The 16,227-nt window shown below is 61.9% G+C and carries 12 protein-coding genes and 3 tRNA genes; 4 read left to right on the top strand and 11 right to left on the bottom strand.

Annotation, left to right across the window (positions count from 1 at the left end; translation table 11 throughout):
- Nucleotides 1-2: 2 nt before the first annotated feature.
- The gene (gene gltS / locus BN1121_RS09355) at nucleotides 3-1,202 is read right to left on the bottom strand and encodes a sodium/glutamate symporter (RefSeq protein WP_005352411.1); all 1,200 of its coding nucleotides are present in this window, start codon (nucleotides 1,200-1,202) and stop codon (nucleotides 3-5) included.
- A gap of 359 nt (nucleotides 1,203-1,561) precedes the next feature.
- Between gltS and ansA the strand changes: the two genes are divergently transcribed.
- On the top strand, nucleotides 1,562-2,575 hold the full coding sequence (gene ansA, locus BN1121_RS09360; protein ID WP_005352414.1) for an asparaginase: 1,014 nt from the start codon (nucleotides 1,562-1,564) through the stop codon (nucleotides 2,573-2,575).
- Nucleotides 2,576-2,632: 57 nt separating this feature from the next.
- Here the strand turns inward: ansA and BN1121_RS09365 are convergent, their stop codons facing one another.
- Nucleotides 2,633-2,911 carry a YeaC family protein gene (locus BN1121_RS09365; RefSeq protein ID WP_005352418.1) on the bottom strand — a complete coding sequence of 93 codons (279 nt, stop codon included), beginning with the start codon at nucleotides 2,909-2,911 and terminating at the stop codon, nucleotides 2,633-2,635.
- A gap of 15 nt (nucleotides 2,912-2,926) precedes the next feature.
- Entirely contained in the window at nucleotides 2,927-4,360 is a 1,434-nt protein-coding gene (locus BN1121_RS09370) for a glyceraldehyde-3-phosphate dehydrogenase (protein WP_005352419.1), read from the bottom strand.
- A 201-nt stretch (nucleotides 4,361-4,561) separates the two neighbouring features.
- Here BN1121_RS09370 and BN1121_RS09375 point away from each other — a divergent pair, with 201 nt between their 5' ends.
- Entirely contained in the window at nucleotides 4,562-5,365 is an 804-nt protein-coding gene (locus BN1121_RS09375; protein ID WP_005352420.1) for a DUF2989 domain-containing protein, read from the top strand.
- Nucleotides 5,366-5,392: 27 nt separating this feature from the next.
- On the opposite strand, the gene msrB is transcribed toward BN1121_RS09375, so the two are convergent.
- From msrB to malQ, 4 genes are all read right to left on the bottom strand, one after another.
- Nucleotides 5,393-5,779 (bottom strand): peptide-methionine (R)-S-oxide reductase MsrB, encoded by a 387-nt coding sequence (gene msrB, locus BN1121_RS09380; protein WP_005352421.1) that lies wholly within the window; start codon nucleotides 5,777-5,779, stop codon nucleotides 5,393-5,395.
- A 78-nt stretch (nucleotides 5,780-5,857) separates the two neighbouring features.
- Nucleotides 5,858-7,942 carry a glycogen debranching protein GlgX gene (gene glgX, locus BN1121_RS09385; RefSeq protein ID WP_005352422.1) on the bottom strand — a complete coding sequence of 695 codons (2,085 nt, stop codon included), beginning with the start codon at nucleotides 7,940-7,942 and terminating at the stop codon, nucleotides 5,858-5,860.
- Entirely contained in the window at nucleotides 7,942-10,122 is a 2,181-nt protein-coding gene (gene glgB / locus BN1121_RS09390) for a 1,4-alpha-glucan branching protein GlgB (RefSeq protein ID WP_005352424.1), read from the bottom strand. Before glgB ends, glgX begins: the two co-directional genes overlap by 1 nt.
- Nucleotides 10,123-10,201: 79 nt before the next feature.
- Complete coding sequence (gene malQ, locus BN1121_RS09395) at nucleotides 10,202-12,391, bottom strand: 4-alpha-glucanotransferase (RefSeq protein ID WP_005352426.1); 2,190 nt, start codon at nucleotides 12,389-12,391, stop codon at nucleotides 10,202-10,204.
- Nucleotides 12,392-12,714: 323 nt separating this feature from the next.
- On the opposite strand from malQ, the gene gap reads away from it, so the two are divergent.
- Nucleotides 12,715-13,710 carry a type I glyceraldehyde-3-phosphate dehydrogenase gene (gene gap, locus BN1121_RS09400; protein ID WP_005352431.1) on the top strand — a complete coding sequence of 332 codons (996 nt, stop codon included), beginning with the start codon at nucleotides 12,715-12,717 and terminating at the stop codon, nucleotides 13,708-13,710.
- An 84-nt stretch (nucleotides 13,711-13,794) separates the two neighbouring features.
- Nucleotides 13,795-14,661 (top strand): D-hexose-6-phosphate mutarotase, encoded by an 867-nt coding sequence (locus BN1121_RS09405; RefSeq protein ID WP_005352434.1) that lies wholly within the window; start codon nucleotides 13,795-13,797, stop codon nucleotides 14,659-14,661.
- Between the two features lie 48 nt (nucleotides 14,662-14,709).
- Here BN1121_RS09405 and nadA read toward each other — a convergent pair whose 3' ends face one another.
- The 4 genes from nadA to BN1121_RS09425 all read right to left on the bottom strand — a co-directional run bounded on the left by nadA (nucleotide 14,710) and on the right by BN1121_RS09425 (nucleotide 16,178).
- Nucleotides 14,710-15,771 (bottom strand): quinolinate synthase NadA, encoded by a 1,062-nt coding sequence (gene nadA / locus BN1121_RS09410; RefSeq protein ID WP_005352436.1) that lies wholly within the window; start codon nucleotides 15,769-15,771, stop codon nucleotides 14,710-14,712.
- Nucleotides 15,772-15,886: 115 nt separating this feature from the next.
- Nucleotides 15,887-15,962, bottom strand: a tRNA-Lys gene (locus BN1121_RS09415).
- Nucleotides 15,963-16,007: 45 nt separating this feature from the next.
- Nucleotides 16,008-16,083 (bottom strand) — tRNA-Val (locus BN1121_RS09420).
- A gap of 19 nt (nucleotides 16,084-16,102) precedes the next feature.
- Nucleotides 16,103-16,178, bottom strand: a tRNA-Lys gene (locus BN1121_RS09425).
- Between the last annotated feature and the right edge of the window lie 49 nt (nucleotides 16,179-16,227).

Raw genomic sequence — 16,227 nt, forward strand, 5'->3', positions numbered from 1 at the left:
GGTCAGAGGAAGGGGAGCGCCAGGAACAGCTTGATGATCATGGCGTTGATGATGTCGATGAAGAAGGCGCCAACCATGGGCACCACCAGGAAGGCCAGATGGGAGGGGCCAAAGCGCATGGTCACCGCCTGCATGTTGGCGATAGCCGTCGGGGTCGCGCCGAGGCCGAAGCCACAGTGGCCGGCGGCCAGCACGGCGGCGTCGTAGTTGCTTCCCATGACTCTGAAGGTCACAAACACCGCATAGAGGGCCATGCCCAGGGTCTGCGCCGCCAGCAGCACGAAGATGGGCAGGGCCAGGCTCGCCAAGTCCCACAGACGCAGGCTCATCAGGGCCATGGCCAGGAACAGGGAGAGGCTGACGTTGCCAAGCAGAGACACCTCCCGATCGCTCACCTCGTGCCAGTTGAGCAGGGTCAACGCATTGCGCAGCAGCACACCGACAAACAGCACGCAGACAAACACCGGCAGCTCCAGCATGCTGCCCTTGAGCAGGGAGGCGAGCAGCTCTCCCCCCTTGAGGCTGATGGCGAGCAGGGCCAGGGTCTCGATCACGCTGAAGGTGGTGATCTGGCGCTCCAGATCCGGCATCTCGAAGGCCTGGGGCACATCGTCTTGGTTGTGCTCCTCACCGGGCACCTGCACCTTTTTGACCAGATGGCGCGCAACCGGGCCACCGATGAGGCCGCCCAGCACCAGACCGAAGGTGGCGCAGGCGATGGCGAGCTCGGAGGCAGACTGCACCCCGTACTTCTCGCTGAAGATACCGCCCCAGGCCGCACCGGTGCCGTGACCGCCGGAGAGGGTGATGGAGCCGGCCAAGAGCCCCATGTGGGGATCGAGCCCCAGCAGGGTGGCCAGACCCACCCCCAGGGTGTTTTGCACCACCAGCAGACCCGCCACCACGATGAGGAAGATGGAGACGGCGCGGCCACCGCGGCGCAGGCTGGCGAGATCCGCCGACAGACCGATGGAGGCGAAGAAGCCGAGCATCAGAGGCGTCTGCAGCTGGGTGTCGAACTTGAGTTCAATATCGCCGAAGGTGCGCAGCAGCAAGAGCGACAAGGCGACCACCAGGCCACCGGCCACCGGCTTGGGAATGTTATAGGTACGCAACCATTCGATGCGCGTGATCAGCAGTCGGCCGAACAGCAGCACCAGGGTTGCCGCCACTAAAGTAGCGTAAGCATCGAGTTGTATCATGTGTTCTCCCATGTCAAATGGCCTGGCTCCCCTCGGGGGAACAACGCAGGATTGGCCGGGATGAAGACCTTGTCAGGTCGGAATGGTCCGAAGGCAGGACCGCCCCTTATCGGGACTCGCAGCAGTCCCGTTCGGGACAATATGAAAGGTGTCTTTCAATATAAAACGGCGACAATGTAGCACAAAGCACCAATCCACACCAACTTTTAGATTTTTGAAATCAAAAAGCATCGCAAATTCGCCATTTTCATTCCTGGTCGGATTAGCGATAACGGCCTCACAGGGCGGCCGATTACGCCTGTTTTTTGATGGCGCAATCTCTATAATCCGTCCGTTTCCAGCCCACACGAGGACAGCTTGTGAAGAAGTCCATCTACATCGCCTACACTGGCGGCACCATCGGCATGCAGCGCTCCGATCACGGCTACGTGCCGGTGGCCGGCTTCATGGAGGATTGCCTGGCCCGCATGCCCGAGTTTCATCGGCCGGAGATGCCCGACTATCACATTCACGAGTACAGCCCCCTCATCGACTCCTCTGACATGACGCCGGCCGACTGGCAGCGCATCGCCGAGGACATCCGCGACCACTACGACAAGTACGACGGCTTCGTCATTCTGCACGGCACCGATACCATGTCGTTCACCGCCTCGGCGCTCTCCTTCATGCTCGAGGATCTCGGCAAGCCGGTCATCATCACCGGCTCCCAGATCCCGCTCGCCGAGCTGCGCTCCGACGGTCAGCAGAACCTGCTCAACGCCCTCTACATCGCGGCCAACTACCCGATCCACGAGGTGACCCTGTTCTTCAACAACCAGCTGTTTCGCGGTAACCGCAGCAAGAAGGTGCACGCCGACGGCTTCCACGCCTTCGACTCCCCCAACTACCCGCCCCTGCTCAACGCCGGGATCCACATCCAGTTGGAAGCGGGCGAGCTGGGCGAGCCGAGCGGCAAGCCGATGCGCCTGCACGACATCACCCCCCAGCCGATCGGCGTGGTGACCCTCTACCCCGGCATCTCCGCCGAGGTGATCGCCAACATACTGCGCCAGCCGGTCAAGGCGCTGATCCTGCTCTCGTTCGGGGTCGGCAACGCGCCGCAGAACCCGCAGATGCTGGATCTGCTGACCGAGGCCTCATCGCGGGGTGTCATCATCGTCAACCTGAGCCAGTGTCTGCACGGCATGGTCAACATGGGCGGCTACGCCACCGGTAACGCCCTGTCGCGCGCCGGGGTCATCTCGGGTTTCGACATGACCGCCGAGGCGGCCCTGACCAAGCTGCACTTCCTGCTGAGCCAGGATCTGCCTGCGGCGCAGATCCGCGAGCTGATGCAGCGCTCCCTGCGCGGCGAGCTGACCGGCTCTCTCTGAGCGCACAAACAAAAAAGGGGGGAGCCACCGGCCCCCCCCTTTTTTTTCGCTATCGAGTCACAGGTCGTTGAAGCGACCAATCTCCTCACCCTCGTCACGGAACAGGCGCTTGAGCTCGCTCTTGCTCTTCATGACGATGCTGCCATCTGACCCTATGTTCATGTGCTCGGGGTCGGTGAGGTGCAGCGCCTGCCAGGCCATCACGGCCTGCAGTGAGGTGGCTTTCTGCTCTTCGCTCAGCACCCGGCCATCGGGCCACTTGCCCAGCTCTACCGCCGTACGCAGCCGCTCGTACACTTCCTGCGGCATGTCGGCAATCACCTGTTGGAACGACATGAACTTCTCCTTGTGTCAGGCCGGCAGATCCAGCCGGTTAATGCCCGCCATTTTCTCCATGACACGCACCACCTGGCAACTGTAACCGAACTCGTTGTCATACCAGACGTAGAGGACGCAGTGATCGCCTTCGGCGATGGTCGCCTGGGAGTCGACGATGCCGGCAAAACGAGACCCCACCATGTCGGAGGAGACCAGCTCGGTGCTGGCACTGAAGTCAATCTGGCGGTGCAGGGGCGAGCTCAGGGCCGCCTGTTGCAGGGTGGCGTTGAGGCGCTCGCGATCGACCTCCTGCTCCAGGCTCAGGTTGATGATGGCCATGGAGACGTTGGGGGTCGGCACCCGGATGGCATTGCCGGTCAGCTTGCCCTGAAGCTCGGGCAGGGCCTTGGCCACCGCCTTGGCGGCGCCCGTGCTGGTGAGCACCATGTTGAGCGCGGCGCTGCGGCCGCGGCGCTCACCCTTGTGGTAGTTGTCGATCAGGTTCTGATCGTTGGTATAGGAATGGACCGTCTCCACGTGGCCGTGACGGATACCGAACCTGTCCTGAATCACCTTGAGCACCGGGGTGATGGCGTTGGTGGTGCAGGAGGCGGCGGAGATGATGCGATCCCCCGGTACTATCGCCTCGTGGTTGACCCCGAACACCACGTTCTTCATCTCGCCCTTGCCGGGAGCCGTCAGCAGCACCTTGGCGGCACCGCGCGCCTTGAGGTGTTCGGACAGACCCGCCTCGTCACGCCAGGCGCCGGTGTTGTCGACGATGAGGGCGTTACGAATGCCGTAGGCGGTGTAGTCGATGTCGGCCGGACTGTTGGCGTAGATCACCTGGATCAGGGTGCCGTTGGCGATGATGGCGCTACGCGCCGCGTCCACCTCGATGGAGCCGTTGAACGGACCGTGCACCGAGTCGCGGCGCAGCAGACTGGCGCGCTTGTCGAGATCCCCCTCGCGACCGCCACGCACCACGATGGCGCGCAGGCGCAGCGGATTGGCGGCACCGGTGCGCTCCAGCAGCAGGCGCGCCAGCAGGCGCCCGATGCGGCCAAAACCGTAGAGCACCACGTCGGTCGGCTCGGGCAGGGGGGCGCCGGCCAGGGCCGGGGCCAGCTCGCGGCGCAGGAAGTCCTGCACCCCGGCGGCATCCTGCTGATCGCGCCAGTAGGCGACCGCCAGCTTGCCCAGATCGATCTCTGCATTGCGCGGCCCCAGCTCGAACAGGGTCGCAAGCAGGGGGAAGCTTTGCTGGAGAGAGAGAGGCTGGCCTTCGTGGCGGCGGACGACCCGGTGGGCCTTGAGGATGTCGATGGTGGAGGCGTTGTGCAGGGGGCGTCCGTAGACGGTGATCTCGATGCCCTGTTGGCGGTAGAGGCGGCCAATCAGGGGCTGCATGGCTTCGGCGAGCTCCTGGCTCTCCTGCCACGCCATCAGGTGATGCTCGTGGGTCATGGGTAGGCAGATCCTTTTATTTCACGTAACCGTTTGTATTTATGTATTTTTACTTCTCTTCAGACCGGGATCACTGCACGCTGGTTATACTCGTTGTACCCTGCACCTCCAGACCTGAATACGGCGCGCGCATTGTAACCAAGATGCAAACGATTGCCAACAAAGGCGTTACCTGGCCTGTTGTTTTACCAAGTGGACCCCATGGAAAGACTGAAACCCTATCTCCTCGCCCTCCCCCTGCTGCTACTGGCTGGCTGTGGGGAAGATGATCGACTGCACAAGATTTGTAGCAACCACCCCAAGCTGTGCGAGGATCTGACCGATGACGGCACCTGTCGCTATGACCGCACCAAGGTGATCCGGGCCCGCTACTATCTGGAGCAAACCGGGGGAGACAAGCAGAAATACGATCTGATGAAGGAGCTGGAGGTCTACCTGCGCTGCATCGAGCACTCCACCAACATAGAGTACAAGAACAACAAGGAGCGCAAGAGCCCCAAGGTCGAGGGGATGCTCACCGCCCACCAGCAACTGGCCCAGCTCGATCTCGAGACCCGCGACTCCGACAACCCCTGGCTGCTGCTGTGGCACTGGACCAACAACACCAACGACGTGGCCAGACGCAAGTTTCTCGCCCTCGAGGGCAACCCTGAGCTGGAGCACCCCGAGTTGCAGATAGCCCTCGCCGGCCTCTATGCCCGTACCCATCCGGACAAGGCCATTGAGGTGATGGAGCACGCCCTGACCCTCTATCGGGAGGGGGACACGGTCAACGTCCGCCTGCTCACCTCCCTGAGTACCCTCTACATGGGGGAGAAGCGCTACGACATGGCCTATCTCTGGGGGCGGGTGAGTGAGTCTTTTCAGGGAGAACACGAGGTCAACACCCAGCGCCTCGCCATCTACTCCCCCCTCGGCAGGGAGGAGCTGGCCAAACTCGATGAGCGAGCGGTGCGGATCGTAGAGGCGCTCAGACTGGGAAAATACCGGCGTTCACTGGAATAACGCGCGGGGCCTCATGGCCCCGCTCTCTTATTCTTGGTCCCGAAAATCGAGACTCAGGCTGTTGACGCAGTAACGCTGCCCGGTCTCGGTGGGGCCGTCGTCGAAGACGTGGCCCAGATGCGAGCCACAGGCCTGACAGGTGATCTCTATCCGCTCCATGCCATGGGAGCTGTCCCGGGTATATGCCACTGTGCCCGGCAGTGCCTGATCAAACGAGGGCCAGCCACAACCGGAGTCGAACTTGGCACTGGCGTCAAACAGCATGGCCTTGCAGCAGGTACAGAGGTACTCCCCCGCCTTGCGGTTGTGTAGCAAGGCGCCGCTGTAGGGACGCTCTGTCCCCTTCTCCCAGCAGACGTGGAACTGTTCCGGCGTGAGCTGCTCACGCCATTGGGCGGGATCGTTCTTGTTCATGATTCGTTCTTATCGAGGTAGGGTTCCCGCCCAGCATACCCTCGCCGGGCGGGTGATGAACAGACAACAAACGCAGGGTTATTCCAGCACCATGGGGACCTGGGCGGCCCCGCTGACCCGCTTGCGCGCCAAGAGCTTGAGCGAGTGGCAACGGCCGACGGCCACCTGCCGCTTGATGTCGTCGGGCAGAAAGGGGAGCCCGTCATTGGTGGCGGTGTCGATCGTCTGTACCCACTCCATCCCGACCCCGGGTGAAGGCAGACGGAACTGGATGTCATAATCGCTGGCGTTGAACAGCACCAGCCAGCGCTCGCCTTCCCCTTCCATCAGTCCGATATCGAGCGCGAAGGCCTGGGCCATGGGCGCCGACCAATCCTGCTCGGTCAACACATGCCCATCGGGGTGAAACCAGCTCACCTGCTGGCAGGCCACCGTCTCTCCGTACCAGCTCTCCCCCTTCAGCCGCAGATCGCGAAACACCCGGGATCCGGCGCGCAAGGCCAACATCTGACGGGTGAAGGCAAGCAGCTTCTCATCATCGGGGGAGAGCTGCCAGTTGACCCAGCTGATTCGGTTATCCTGGCAATAGGCGTTGTTGTTGCCAAGCTGGCTGCGCCCCATCTCGTCCCCGGCGAGGAAGTGCGGTGTCCCCTGAGAGAGCAACAGGGTGGCGATGAGGTTGCGTTTCTGCTGCTGGCGCAGACTGTTGATCCTGGGATCCAGGGTCGGCCCCTCCACCCCGTGGTTACAGGAGAGGTTGTGACTGTGGCCATCCCGGTTCTCCTCCCCGTTCACCTGATTGTGGCGCTGGTTGTAGGAGACCAGATCGTCCAGGGTGAAGCCGTCGTGATAGCAGAGGAAGTTGATGCTGGTGTGGGGGGAGCGCCACCCCTTGGGGAAGAGATCGCGCGACCCGAGCAATCGGGTGGCAAAATCCCCCATACGCCCGGCATCGCCGCGCCAGAAGCCGCGCACCGTGTCCCGGTAGCGGTCATTGATCTCCAACCACTGGCTCGGAAACTGACCCAAACGATATCCAAACGGGCCAATATCCCAGGGTTCGGCGATCAGACGCACGCCACCCAGTACAGGGTCGGCCATGATCGCCTTGAAGAAGGCGCCCATGGGTTCGAACTCGTTGGCCTCGCGGGCCAAGGTCACCGCCAGATCGAAGCGGAAGCCGTCAACCCCCATCTCGGTCACCCAGTAACGCAGGGCGTCGAGCACCAGGCGCAGGGCGTTGGGATGATCCAGATTGAAGCTGTTGCCACAGCCGGTGACATTGAGGTGGCGCTGGTAGTCCGGGCCGTAGGGGCCCTGCTCGAAGGCATAGTAACCGGCGTTATCGAATCCCTTGAAGCTGAGCATGGGGCCATCGGCGCCCCCCTCGGCGGTGTGGTTGTAGACCACATCCAGGATCACCTCGATCCCGGCCCGGTGCAGCTCGCGCACCATGGTCTTGAACTCGGTGACCGCATCGCCGCAGCCATAACGCGGCTCGGGGGCAAAGAAGGCGATGGGGTTGTAGCCCCAGTAGTTGGTGAGTCCCAACTTCTCGAGGCGGGGCTCGGCCATGAAGGCGGCCACCGGCATCAGCTGCACCGCCGTCACGCCGAGTTCGGTCAGGTGATCGATCATCACCGGGTGGCACATCCCCAGATAGGTGCCGCGCAGCGCCTCGGGCACGCCGGGGTGGAGCCGGGTCATCCCCTTGACGTGGGCCTCGTAGACGATCAACTCATCGGGAGCATGGGCTGGCTTCGCCACCCCCTGCCAGTCGAACTCGTCGGCCACCACCAGGGCGCAGGGCACCATGCCGGCGCTGTCACCGGCATACTTCTCGTCACGCCAGATGAGCGGCCGGGTAAGTGCACGGGCGTAAGGGTCGATGAGCAGCTTCTGCGGGTCGAACAGCAGACCTGGCTGCGGCTCGCCATGCACCCGGTAGCCGTAGCGCTGTCCGGGGTGGATCCCGGGCACATAGCCATAATGGTGCTGGCCCACGGTACGCGGCAGGGTCAACCGCGCTGTCTCGCGCTCCTGTTCGTCATACAGGCAGAGTTCAACCCGGCTGGCCCCGGAGGCCCAGACACCGAAGTGGCAGCCCTTGCTGTCGGGATGGGCCCCCAGTCGGGTGCCCGAGCCGCTTTCCATCACGAACATCAAGACTCCTGTTTGAGGAACAAGGTCGACAGGGGGGGCAGGTTCAGCACTATGGAGTGCGGCATGTCCTGCCATGGGGTGGGCTCCGCTTCGAAGCGCAGACCGCCCACATCATAGTTGCTGCCCCAGTAGTATTCACTGTCGGTGTTGAGCGCCACCACCCAGGTGCCGGCATGGGGCACCCCGAGCCGGTAAGCGCTGCGCGGAACCGGGGTGAAGCTGGACACCACCACGACCTCTTTGCCCTCGTCGGGGACGCGACGCAGCATGGCAAAGACGCTCTCGTCCGCATCCTGATGATCGATCCAGCGAAAGCCCCCCTGCTCGTAGTCACCCTGGTAGAGTGCCGGCTCCTGCCGGTAGAGGCGGTTGAGATCGCGGATCAGCGCCTGCTGCCCTGCATGCTTGGGATACTGCAGCAGATGCCAGGCCAGCTGGGCGTCGTGGTTCCACTCGTTACCCTGCGCCAGCTCGGTGCCCATGAAGTTGAGCTTCTTGCCCGGGTGACCATACATGTAACCCATGTAGGCCCGCAGGTTGGCCGCCTGTTGCCACTCATCGCCCGGCATCTTGTAGAGCATGGAGTGCTTGCCGTGGACCACCTCGTCGTGGGAGAGCGACAGGATAAAGTTTTCGTCGTAGTGGTAGACCATGGAGAAGGTCATGTCGTTGTGGTGATAACGGCGATGGACCGGTGCCTTCTGCATGTAGGTCAGGGTATCGTGCATCCACCCCATATTCCATTTGAAGCCAAACCCAAGGCCACCGAGGAAGGTGGGGCGCGAGACGCCGGCAAAGGCGGTCGACTCCTCGGCGATGGTCATGGCGTGCGGGTATTTGCCATAGACCTCCTCGTTGACCCACTTGAGCAGGCTGATCGCCTCATAGTTGTGGTTGCCACCGTCGACGTTGGGCACCCACTCCCCTTCGTTGCGGGAGTAGTCGAGATAGAGCATGGAGGCGACCGCATCGACCCGCAGGCCATCGATATGGAACTTGTCGACCCAATAAAGGGCGCTCGCCACCAGGAACTGACGCACGGTATCGCGGCCAAAGTCGTAGATGTAAGAGTTCCAGTCCGGGTGCCAGCCACGGCGCGGGTCCTCGTACTCGTAGAGCGGCGTGCCGTCGAAGCGGGCCAGGCCATGGGCATCGGACGGGAAGTGGGCGGGTACCCAATCCAGAATCACGCCAATCCCGGCCTGGTGGCAGCTGTCGACGAAGAATTTAAAGTCATCGGCCGAGCCGTAACGGCTGGTGGGGGCGAACATGCCGGTCGGCTGATAACCCCAGGAGCCGGTGAAGGGGTGCTCGGAGACCGGCAGCAACTCGATGTGGGTGTAGCCCATCTCCCTGACGTAGTCGACCAGCTCCACCGCCAGCTCGCGCCAGCTCAGGCTGTCGCCGTTAGGGTGGCGCTTCCAGGAGCCGGCGTGCAGCTCGTAGATAGTGAGCGGCTGCTCACGCTTGTCGTTACGCTGGCTCGCTTGCCAGTCGGCATCCTGCCACTGGTATTGGCCGTGATCGTAAACCACGGAGGCGAACGAGGGGTACTGCTCACTGTAGAAGCCGACCGGATCGCTCTTGTGGGGCAGGCGGTGGCCGGCGGGATCCTTGATCTCGAACTTGTAACGATCGCCGGCCTTGAGATCGGGAATGAACAGCACCCAGTGACCGCACAGGGTGCGCTCCATCGGGTGACGACGACCGTCCCACAGGTTGAAGTCGCCGATGAGGCTGACCGAGGTGGCGCTGGGGGCATAGACCGCGAAGCGCACCCCCTCTACCTGCCGCTCGAAGTGAGTCACGCTGCGCAGTTGGGCACCCAGGGTGTGGTAGAGATGTTCGGGTGCCTGAGTCAGCTCGCTGATGCCGTCGAAGGCGGCGGCCTGGAATTGATAGGGGTCGAGTCGTTCGATGCTGCTGCCGTCCGGGTAGTGGATCTGGAGCAGATAAGGGAAGAAGTGCTTACGGCGGGTGAAAACAGTTTCAAAGTGGCCCGGTTTTTCGGGAGTCAGGGTCGCTATCCACTTGCCTGACTTGAGATCTTTGACCCTGACCTCGCTGGCATCGGGCAACCAGAGGGTCAATTTCAGACCGGCACCGTCTGGATTGGTGTGCAGGCCTAGACAGGAGAAGGGATGGGGACACGCGGCACTGGCCAGACGTTCAACAGGCATCGAGATTTCCTTTCATGACGAAACACCCGTCCCGGTAAGTGCCGGGACGGGGTCAACTGCTTGACGATTACGAGGGGCCTCAACGACCCGCCTCATCACGGGCACGACTCATATGTTGAGCCAGTCCCTTGAGTGCCTCATCGGCAAAGATATCCTCCAGGTCGCGGGAGAGCTTGCGGCGCCAGTTCGGGTATTCGCTGCTGGTGCCGGGCACGTTGACCGGCTTGTCCATCTCCAGCCAGTCCTCAAGCTGGGTGCTGAACAGGGCGCAGTTGCCGCGCGACATGTGGATCTGCATGCCATGGTTGAGCTCGGTGTTCATACCGACCCAATTGACATCCTTGCTGATGGAGTCAGAGATCACCCTATGACCATGGAGGCTGTCAAGGATCCGTTGCTTGGCCTCGTGGCGATCGGCGTAAAGACGGGCCAGTACCTGCTCGTCCGGATAGAGCCCGAGCTGTTTGCCCAGCGCCAGATCGTCGCAGTGCCAGAAGCCCTTGAGGGTCGGCATGTCGTGGGTGGTCAGGGCCGACATGGCCTGCTCGGCATAATGGGTCGGCGAGAGGAAACCACCGTCCGCCTTGGAGCGCTCGAAGAAGAACACCTTGTAGGAGTGGACGCCGTTCTCCTTGAGGGTGACATCGATCCCCTCGGGCACGGTGCCGAGATCCTCACCGATGATGAGGCAGTGGTTGCGGTGGGATTCGAGGGCCAGGATGCCCAGCAGATCGTGCACCGGATAGTAGATGTAAGCGCCCTTGGCGGCAGACTCTCCGGGCGGCACCCACCACAGGCGCAGCAAGGCCATCACGTGGTCGATACGCAAGGCACCACAGGAGCGCATGTTGGAGCGGAACAGATCGATCATCGGCTGGTAGGCGGCGTCGAACAGCTTGCTCGGGTTCATGGGGGGCAGACCCCAGTTCTGACCCAGGGGGCCAAGGATATCGGGCGGCGCACCGACCGAGGCTTTCGGGCAATAGAGATCCCGGTTGGCCCAGATCTCGGTGGAGCCTTCGGAAACCCCCACGGCCAGATCCCGGTAGATCCCCATCACCATGCCGGCACGCTTGGCACGCTGATCGGCGGCAGCCAGCTGCTCATCGGCGACGAATTGCAGATAGAGGTAGAAAGCCACCTCCTGCTCGTGCGCGGCGATCCACTCGTCTACCTGCGGATTGTGGTAATCCTTCAGGGCGTCGGGCCATACCGGCCAGCCCCAGGCGTTCTCGCCCTGGGCATAGAGGTGGGCCTGGATCGCATCGAAGGCGGCCTGTTGGCGCAGGCTGTCACCACCGGCGGCGACGAAGGCATCGAGGGCGGCGCGGCGCTCCTCGCTCAGGGTGGCCTGTGCGAACACCTTCTGCAGCATGGCCATCTTGGTGGCGATGACCGCGGTGTAATCCACATACTCCTTGGCCCGCAGCTCGGCCAGCTTCTGCTGGAAGGCGGCAGTGGCCACCTCGGCCTTGAGGGCGGCGTTAGCCTGGAATTCGGGCAGCGCCTCCACGTCGATATAGGCGAGGTTCAGCCAGCGACGGGACGACGGGCTGTAGGGGCTGGCACTCTCCGGATTGGACGGGTAGAGAGCGTGGATCGGGTTGAGACCGACGAAGTGCGCGCCCCAGAGGGCAGCCTTCTCGACCAGTTGTCCCAGATCGCTGAAGTCGCCGATGCCCCAGTTATGACGGCTGCGCAGGCAATAGAGCTGTACGCTCGGGCCCCACACCTTGCGACCGTTGGCGATGGCGGCCTGCTTGTAACAGGCTTTCGGCGCCACGATGAGGCGCATCTGGCCGAGCGGCTCGTCGTTGCCCTCTTCCCCCAGGGTCAGCTGGTGATACCCCATAGCGGGCTCGACGGGCAGAGTGACGCGATAGGCCTGACACTCCATCTCACCAAACTGGGCCACGCCGACGAGCTCGCCGTCGATGGGGGTCAGGTGACCGGCCAGCGCCTCTCCCTCTTCGAGGGTAAGGGTCCAGGTGAGGGCATCATTCACATATTCGATAGGCAGGCGTACTTCCAGGGCGATGGGCTCGCCGGTACGCACCACCATGACGGGATCCAGGGGACGCAGCCATTGCAGCTTGTGCTCTTCCTCCAGTTGGGCGGTCAACGCGGCGTCATCGTCGACGCGATAGCCCATGGCACCCAGCATGGCTGCCTTACTCTCTTCCGATACCAGGGCCGGATTGCCCCAGGCATCGACGTATTCGCTGGCGATGCCTTTGGCGGCGGCCAGCTGTTCGATCAGGGTGGTCATAGTGGAGAATTCCCGCTGTGGATTCTTACTAAGTCTGTATGAGTCTTTTTGTTTTTTGTCATGCTTTCGGCAGGGACAACAGGCGCCATCCTAACCGCTGGGCTATTTTACATATCTGCCGTTTTCGTTATGTGACCTGGTAAGCACTATTGTCCAGACACTCCGTGACAGCTGTACGCTTTGGTTACATAAAGAGAAAATTAATTTCACACTTTTTCATGACTTAGCGCAATTTCGGGCGCGATCCAGGTTGACTACCCGGGGAGTTCTAGTAAATTTACAAGCGGATTTTTCTTTGACTACTTAAAGTTGGGTAACCAAGTATGACTATCAAAGTAGGTATTAACGGTTTTGGCCGTATCGGTCGTTTCGTATTCCGTCTGGCTTGCGAGCGCAACGACATCGAAGTGGTTGGTATCAACGACCTGATCGACGTCGATTACATGGCTTACATGCTGAAGTACGACTCCACCCACGGCCGCTTCAAGGGCACCGTTGAAGTCAAAGACGGCAACCTGATCGTTAACGGCAAGACCGTTCGCGTGACTGCCGAGCGTGACCCGGCTAACCTGAAGTGGGATGCCATCGGTGTTGACGTTGTTGCCGAAGCAACTGGCCTGTTCCTGACCGACGAGACTGCCCGTAAGCACATCGCTGCCGGTGCCAAGAAGGTCGTTCTGACCGGTCCGTCCAAGGACGCCACCCCCATGTTCGTTATGGGTGTTAACCACGCTTCCTACGCTGGTCAGGAGATCGTTTCCAACGCATCCTGCACCACCAACTGCCTGGCCCCGATCGCCAAGGTTCTGAACGATACCTGGGGTATCGAATCCGGTCTGATGACCACCGTTCACGCTACCACCGCTACCCAGAAGACCGTTGATGGTCCGTCTGCCAAAGACTGGCGCGGTGGCCGTGGCGCCGCTCAGAACATCATCCCCTCCTCCACCGGTGCTGCCAAGGCTGTTGGCGTGGTTATCCCGGAGCTGAAGGGCCTGCTGACCGGCATGGCTTTCCGCGTTCCGACTCCGGACGTTTCCGTAGTTGACCTGACCGTTAACCTGAAGAAGCCGGCTACCTACGCAGAAATCTGCGAAGCCATGAAGGCTGCTTCCGAAGGTGCCATGAAGGGCGTTCTGGGCTACACCGAAGACGAAGTGGTTTCCACCGACTTCCTGGGTGAGCGTCAGACCTCCGTGTTCGATGCCAAGGCCGGTATCCAGCTGACCGACAAGTTCGTGAAAGTTGTATCCTGGTACGACAACGAAATGGGCTACTCCAGCAAGGTTCTGGACCTGATCGCCCACATCTCCAAGTAATTGGAGCTGTAACACGCTATAAAGAGAGGCGGCCACTGGCCGCCTTTTTTATTACCCGCGACAGCCAAATAAGAAGGAGCCCTCATGCTCACCGATCGCCCTCTGACCCGTTACGTGACCCAGGCCAAGAATGAGGCGGGTCTTCCCCTGCTCAAGATCAGCAACGAGCTGGCCCACTGTGAAATCAGCCTCTTCGGCGGACATGTGCTGACCTATGGTCGCCATGGAGAAACCCCGCTGATCTGGCTGAGCGACAAGGCCCTGCTGGACGGCAGCAAGCCGATCCGCGGCGGTATTCCCCTGTGCTGGCCCTGGTTTGGCCCGGCGCCGGCTCGCGTCGGCAGCGGCAAGCCCTCTCACGGTTTCGCTCGCTCCATACTGTGGACGCTGGATGGGGTGTCGGATCATGAGGACGGCACCCTGGTGCACCTCTCCCTGCGCGATAGCCATGCCACCCGCGCCCAGTGGGATCACGCCTTCGAGCTCGAGCTGGACATCCTGGTCGGGCGCGAGCTCTCCCTGGTGCTCACCACCCGCAACACGGGTGAGACGCCGCTGGTCTACAACGCAGCTCTGCACACCTACTTGCAGGTCGGCGCCCCCGAGCAGGTGAGCGTCATCGGCCTGGGTGAGCCCTACCTCGACAAACTCACCGGCGAGGCTGCGCGCCAGCAGGGTCCCCTGCCCCTGACGGCCGCCATGGATCGTATCTATCAGGCCCCTGAGGCCGTGGTGAAGGTACGCGACGGCGATCGCTGTATCGAGGTCGTGAGCGGCAACCACGACAGCGTGGTGGTGTGGAACCCCTGGCAAGAGGGCGCGGCAGGCATGGCCGACATGAGCGACGACGGTTATCGCACCATGCTGTGTGTCGAGGCGGCGATCACCGCAGACGCGGGTGTCATAGTGGCACCAGACGAGGAGCACAGCCTCTCCACCGTCATTTTGTAACCCAGTTACAACAAAGAGGGCGCCAATCTGGCGCCCTCTGAATTCGAATCAGGCATTCCCCTTGGGGTTAAGCCGCAGGGCCGCCGCGAAGTCGAGCATGCGGTTGAGCGGCACCATGGCCTTCTCGCGCAGCGCCGCATCGACGCGGATCTCGTGCTGCTCGGCATTCCCGGTCAACGCCGACTTGATGGCCACCAGGCCGTTCATCGCCATCCAGGGGCAATGGGCGCAGCTGCGGCAGGTCGCGCCATCACCGCCGGTCGGGGCTTCCACCATCTCCTTATCCGGACAGGCCTGCTGCATCTTGTAGAAGATGCCGCGGTCGGTCGCCACGATGAGCCGCTGGTGAGGGAGCTCGCGGGCCGCCTTAATGAGCTGGCTGGTCGAGCCGACCGCATCGGCCAACTCGATGACCGAGGCCGGCGATTCCGGGTGCACCAGCACGGCCGCGTCCGGGTTCTGACGCTTGAGCTCGCTCAGGGCGCGCGCCTTGAACTCGTCGTGGACGATGCAGTGGCCCTGCCAGCGCAGCATCTCGGCACCCGTCTTCTTCTCGATATAGGCCCCCAGGTGACGGTCCGGCGCCCAGATGATTTTTTTTCCCTGGCTGTCGAGGTGCTCGACGATCTCCAGCGCAATGCTGGAGGTGACCACCCAGTCCGCACGCGCCTTGACCGCTGCCGAGGTGTTGGCATAAACCACGACCACGTGATCCGGGTGGGCATCGCAGAACTCGGTGAAGGTGTCGGCGGGGCAGCCGAGATCGAGTGAGCACTCGGCCTCCAGCGTCGGCATCAGGATCTGCTTCTCGGGGCTTAAGATCTTGGAGGTCTCCCCCATGAAGCGCACGCCGGCCACGATCAGGGTCTTGGCCGGGTGCTCCTTGCCGAAGCGGGCCATCTCGAGGGAGTCACCGACGAAACCGCCGGTCGCCTCGGCCAGGGCCTGGATCTCGGGGTCCGTGTAATAGTGGGCCACCAGAACGGCGTCACGCTCGATCAGCAGACGCTTGATTTCGTCGATCAGATGCTCGCGCTCGGAGGCGCTCAGGGGGACGGGCTTCGCCGGAAAGGGATAATCCATCTCGACGGCCGGAGGAATAATGCTCATTGCTGCGGTTCCATCATGCTGTGCATGAGGCGCATTATACCCTTCGCCATGGACAATCCGGCAACAAAAGAGCGGCATAAGAAAAAGGCCCGCATTGCTGCGGGCCTTTGGATAGTGGTGGGTCGTGCAGGATTCGAACCTGCGACCAATTGATTAAAAGTCAACTGCTCTACCGACTGAGCTAACGACCCACTCAAGGCTGTGTGACCGGACGCTTGGGTCGTCCTCGTCAAATTTGGTGGTCGCTACTGGGATCGAACCAGTGACCCCCTCCTTGTAAGGGAGGTGCTCTCCCAGCTGAGCTAAGCGACCTGGGATACTGCTTAAAAAATGGTGGGTCGTGCAGGATTCGAACCTGCGACCAATTGATTAAAAGTCAACTGCTCTACCGACTGAGCTAACGACCCACTCAAGGCTGTGTGACCGGACGCTTGGGTCGTCCTCGTCAAATTTGGT

The sequence above is a fragment of the Aeromonas diversa CDC 2478-85 genome, from assembly GCF_000819805.1.
Taxonomy (GTDB): Bacteria; Pseudomonadota; Gammaproteobacteria; order Enterobacterales; family Aeromonadaceae; genus Aeromonas; species Aeromonas diversa.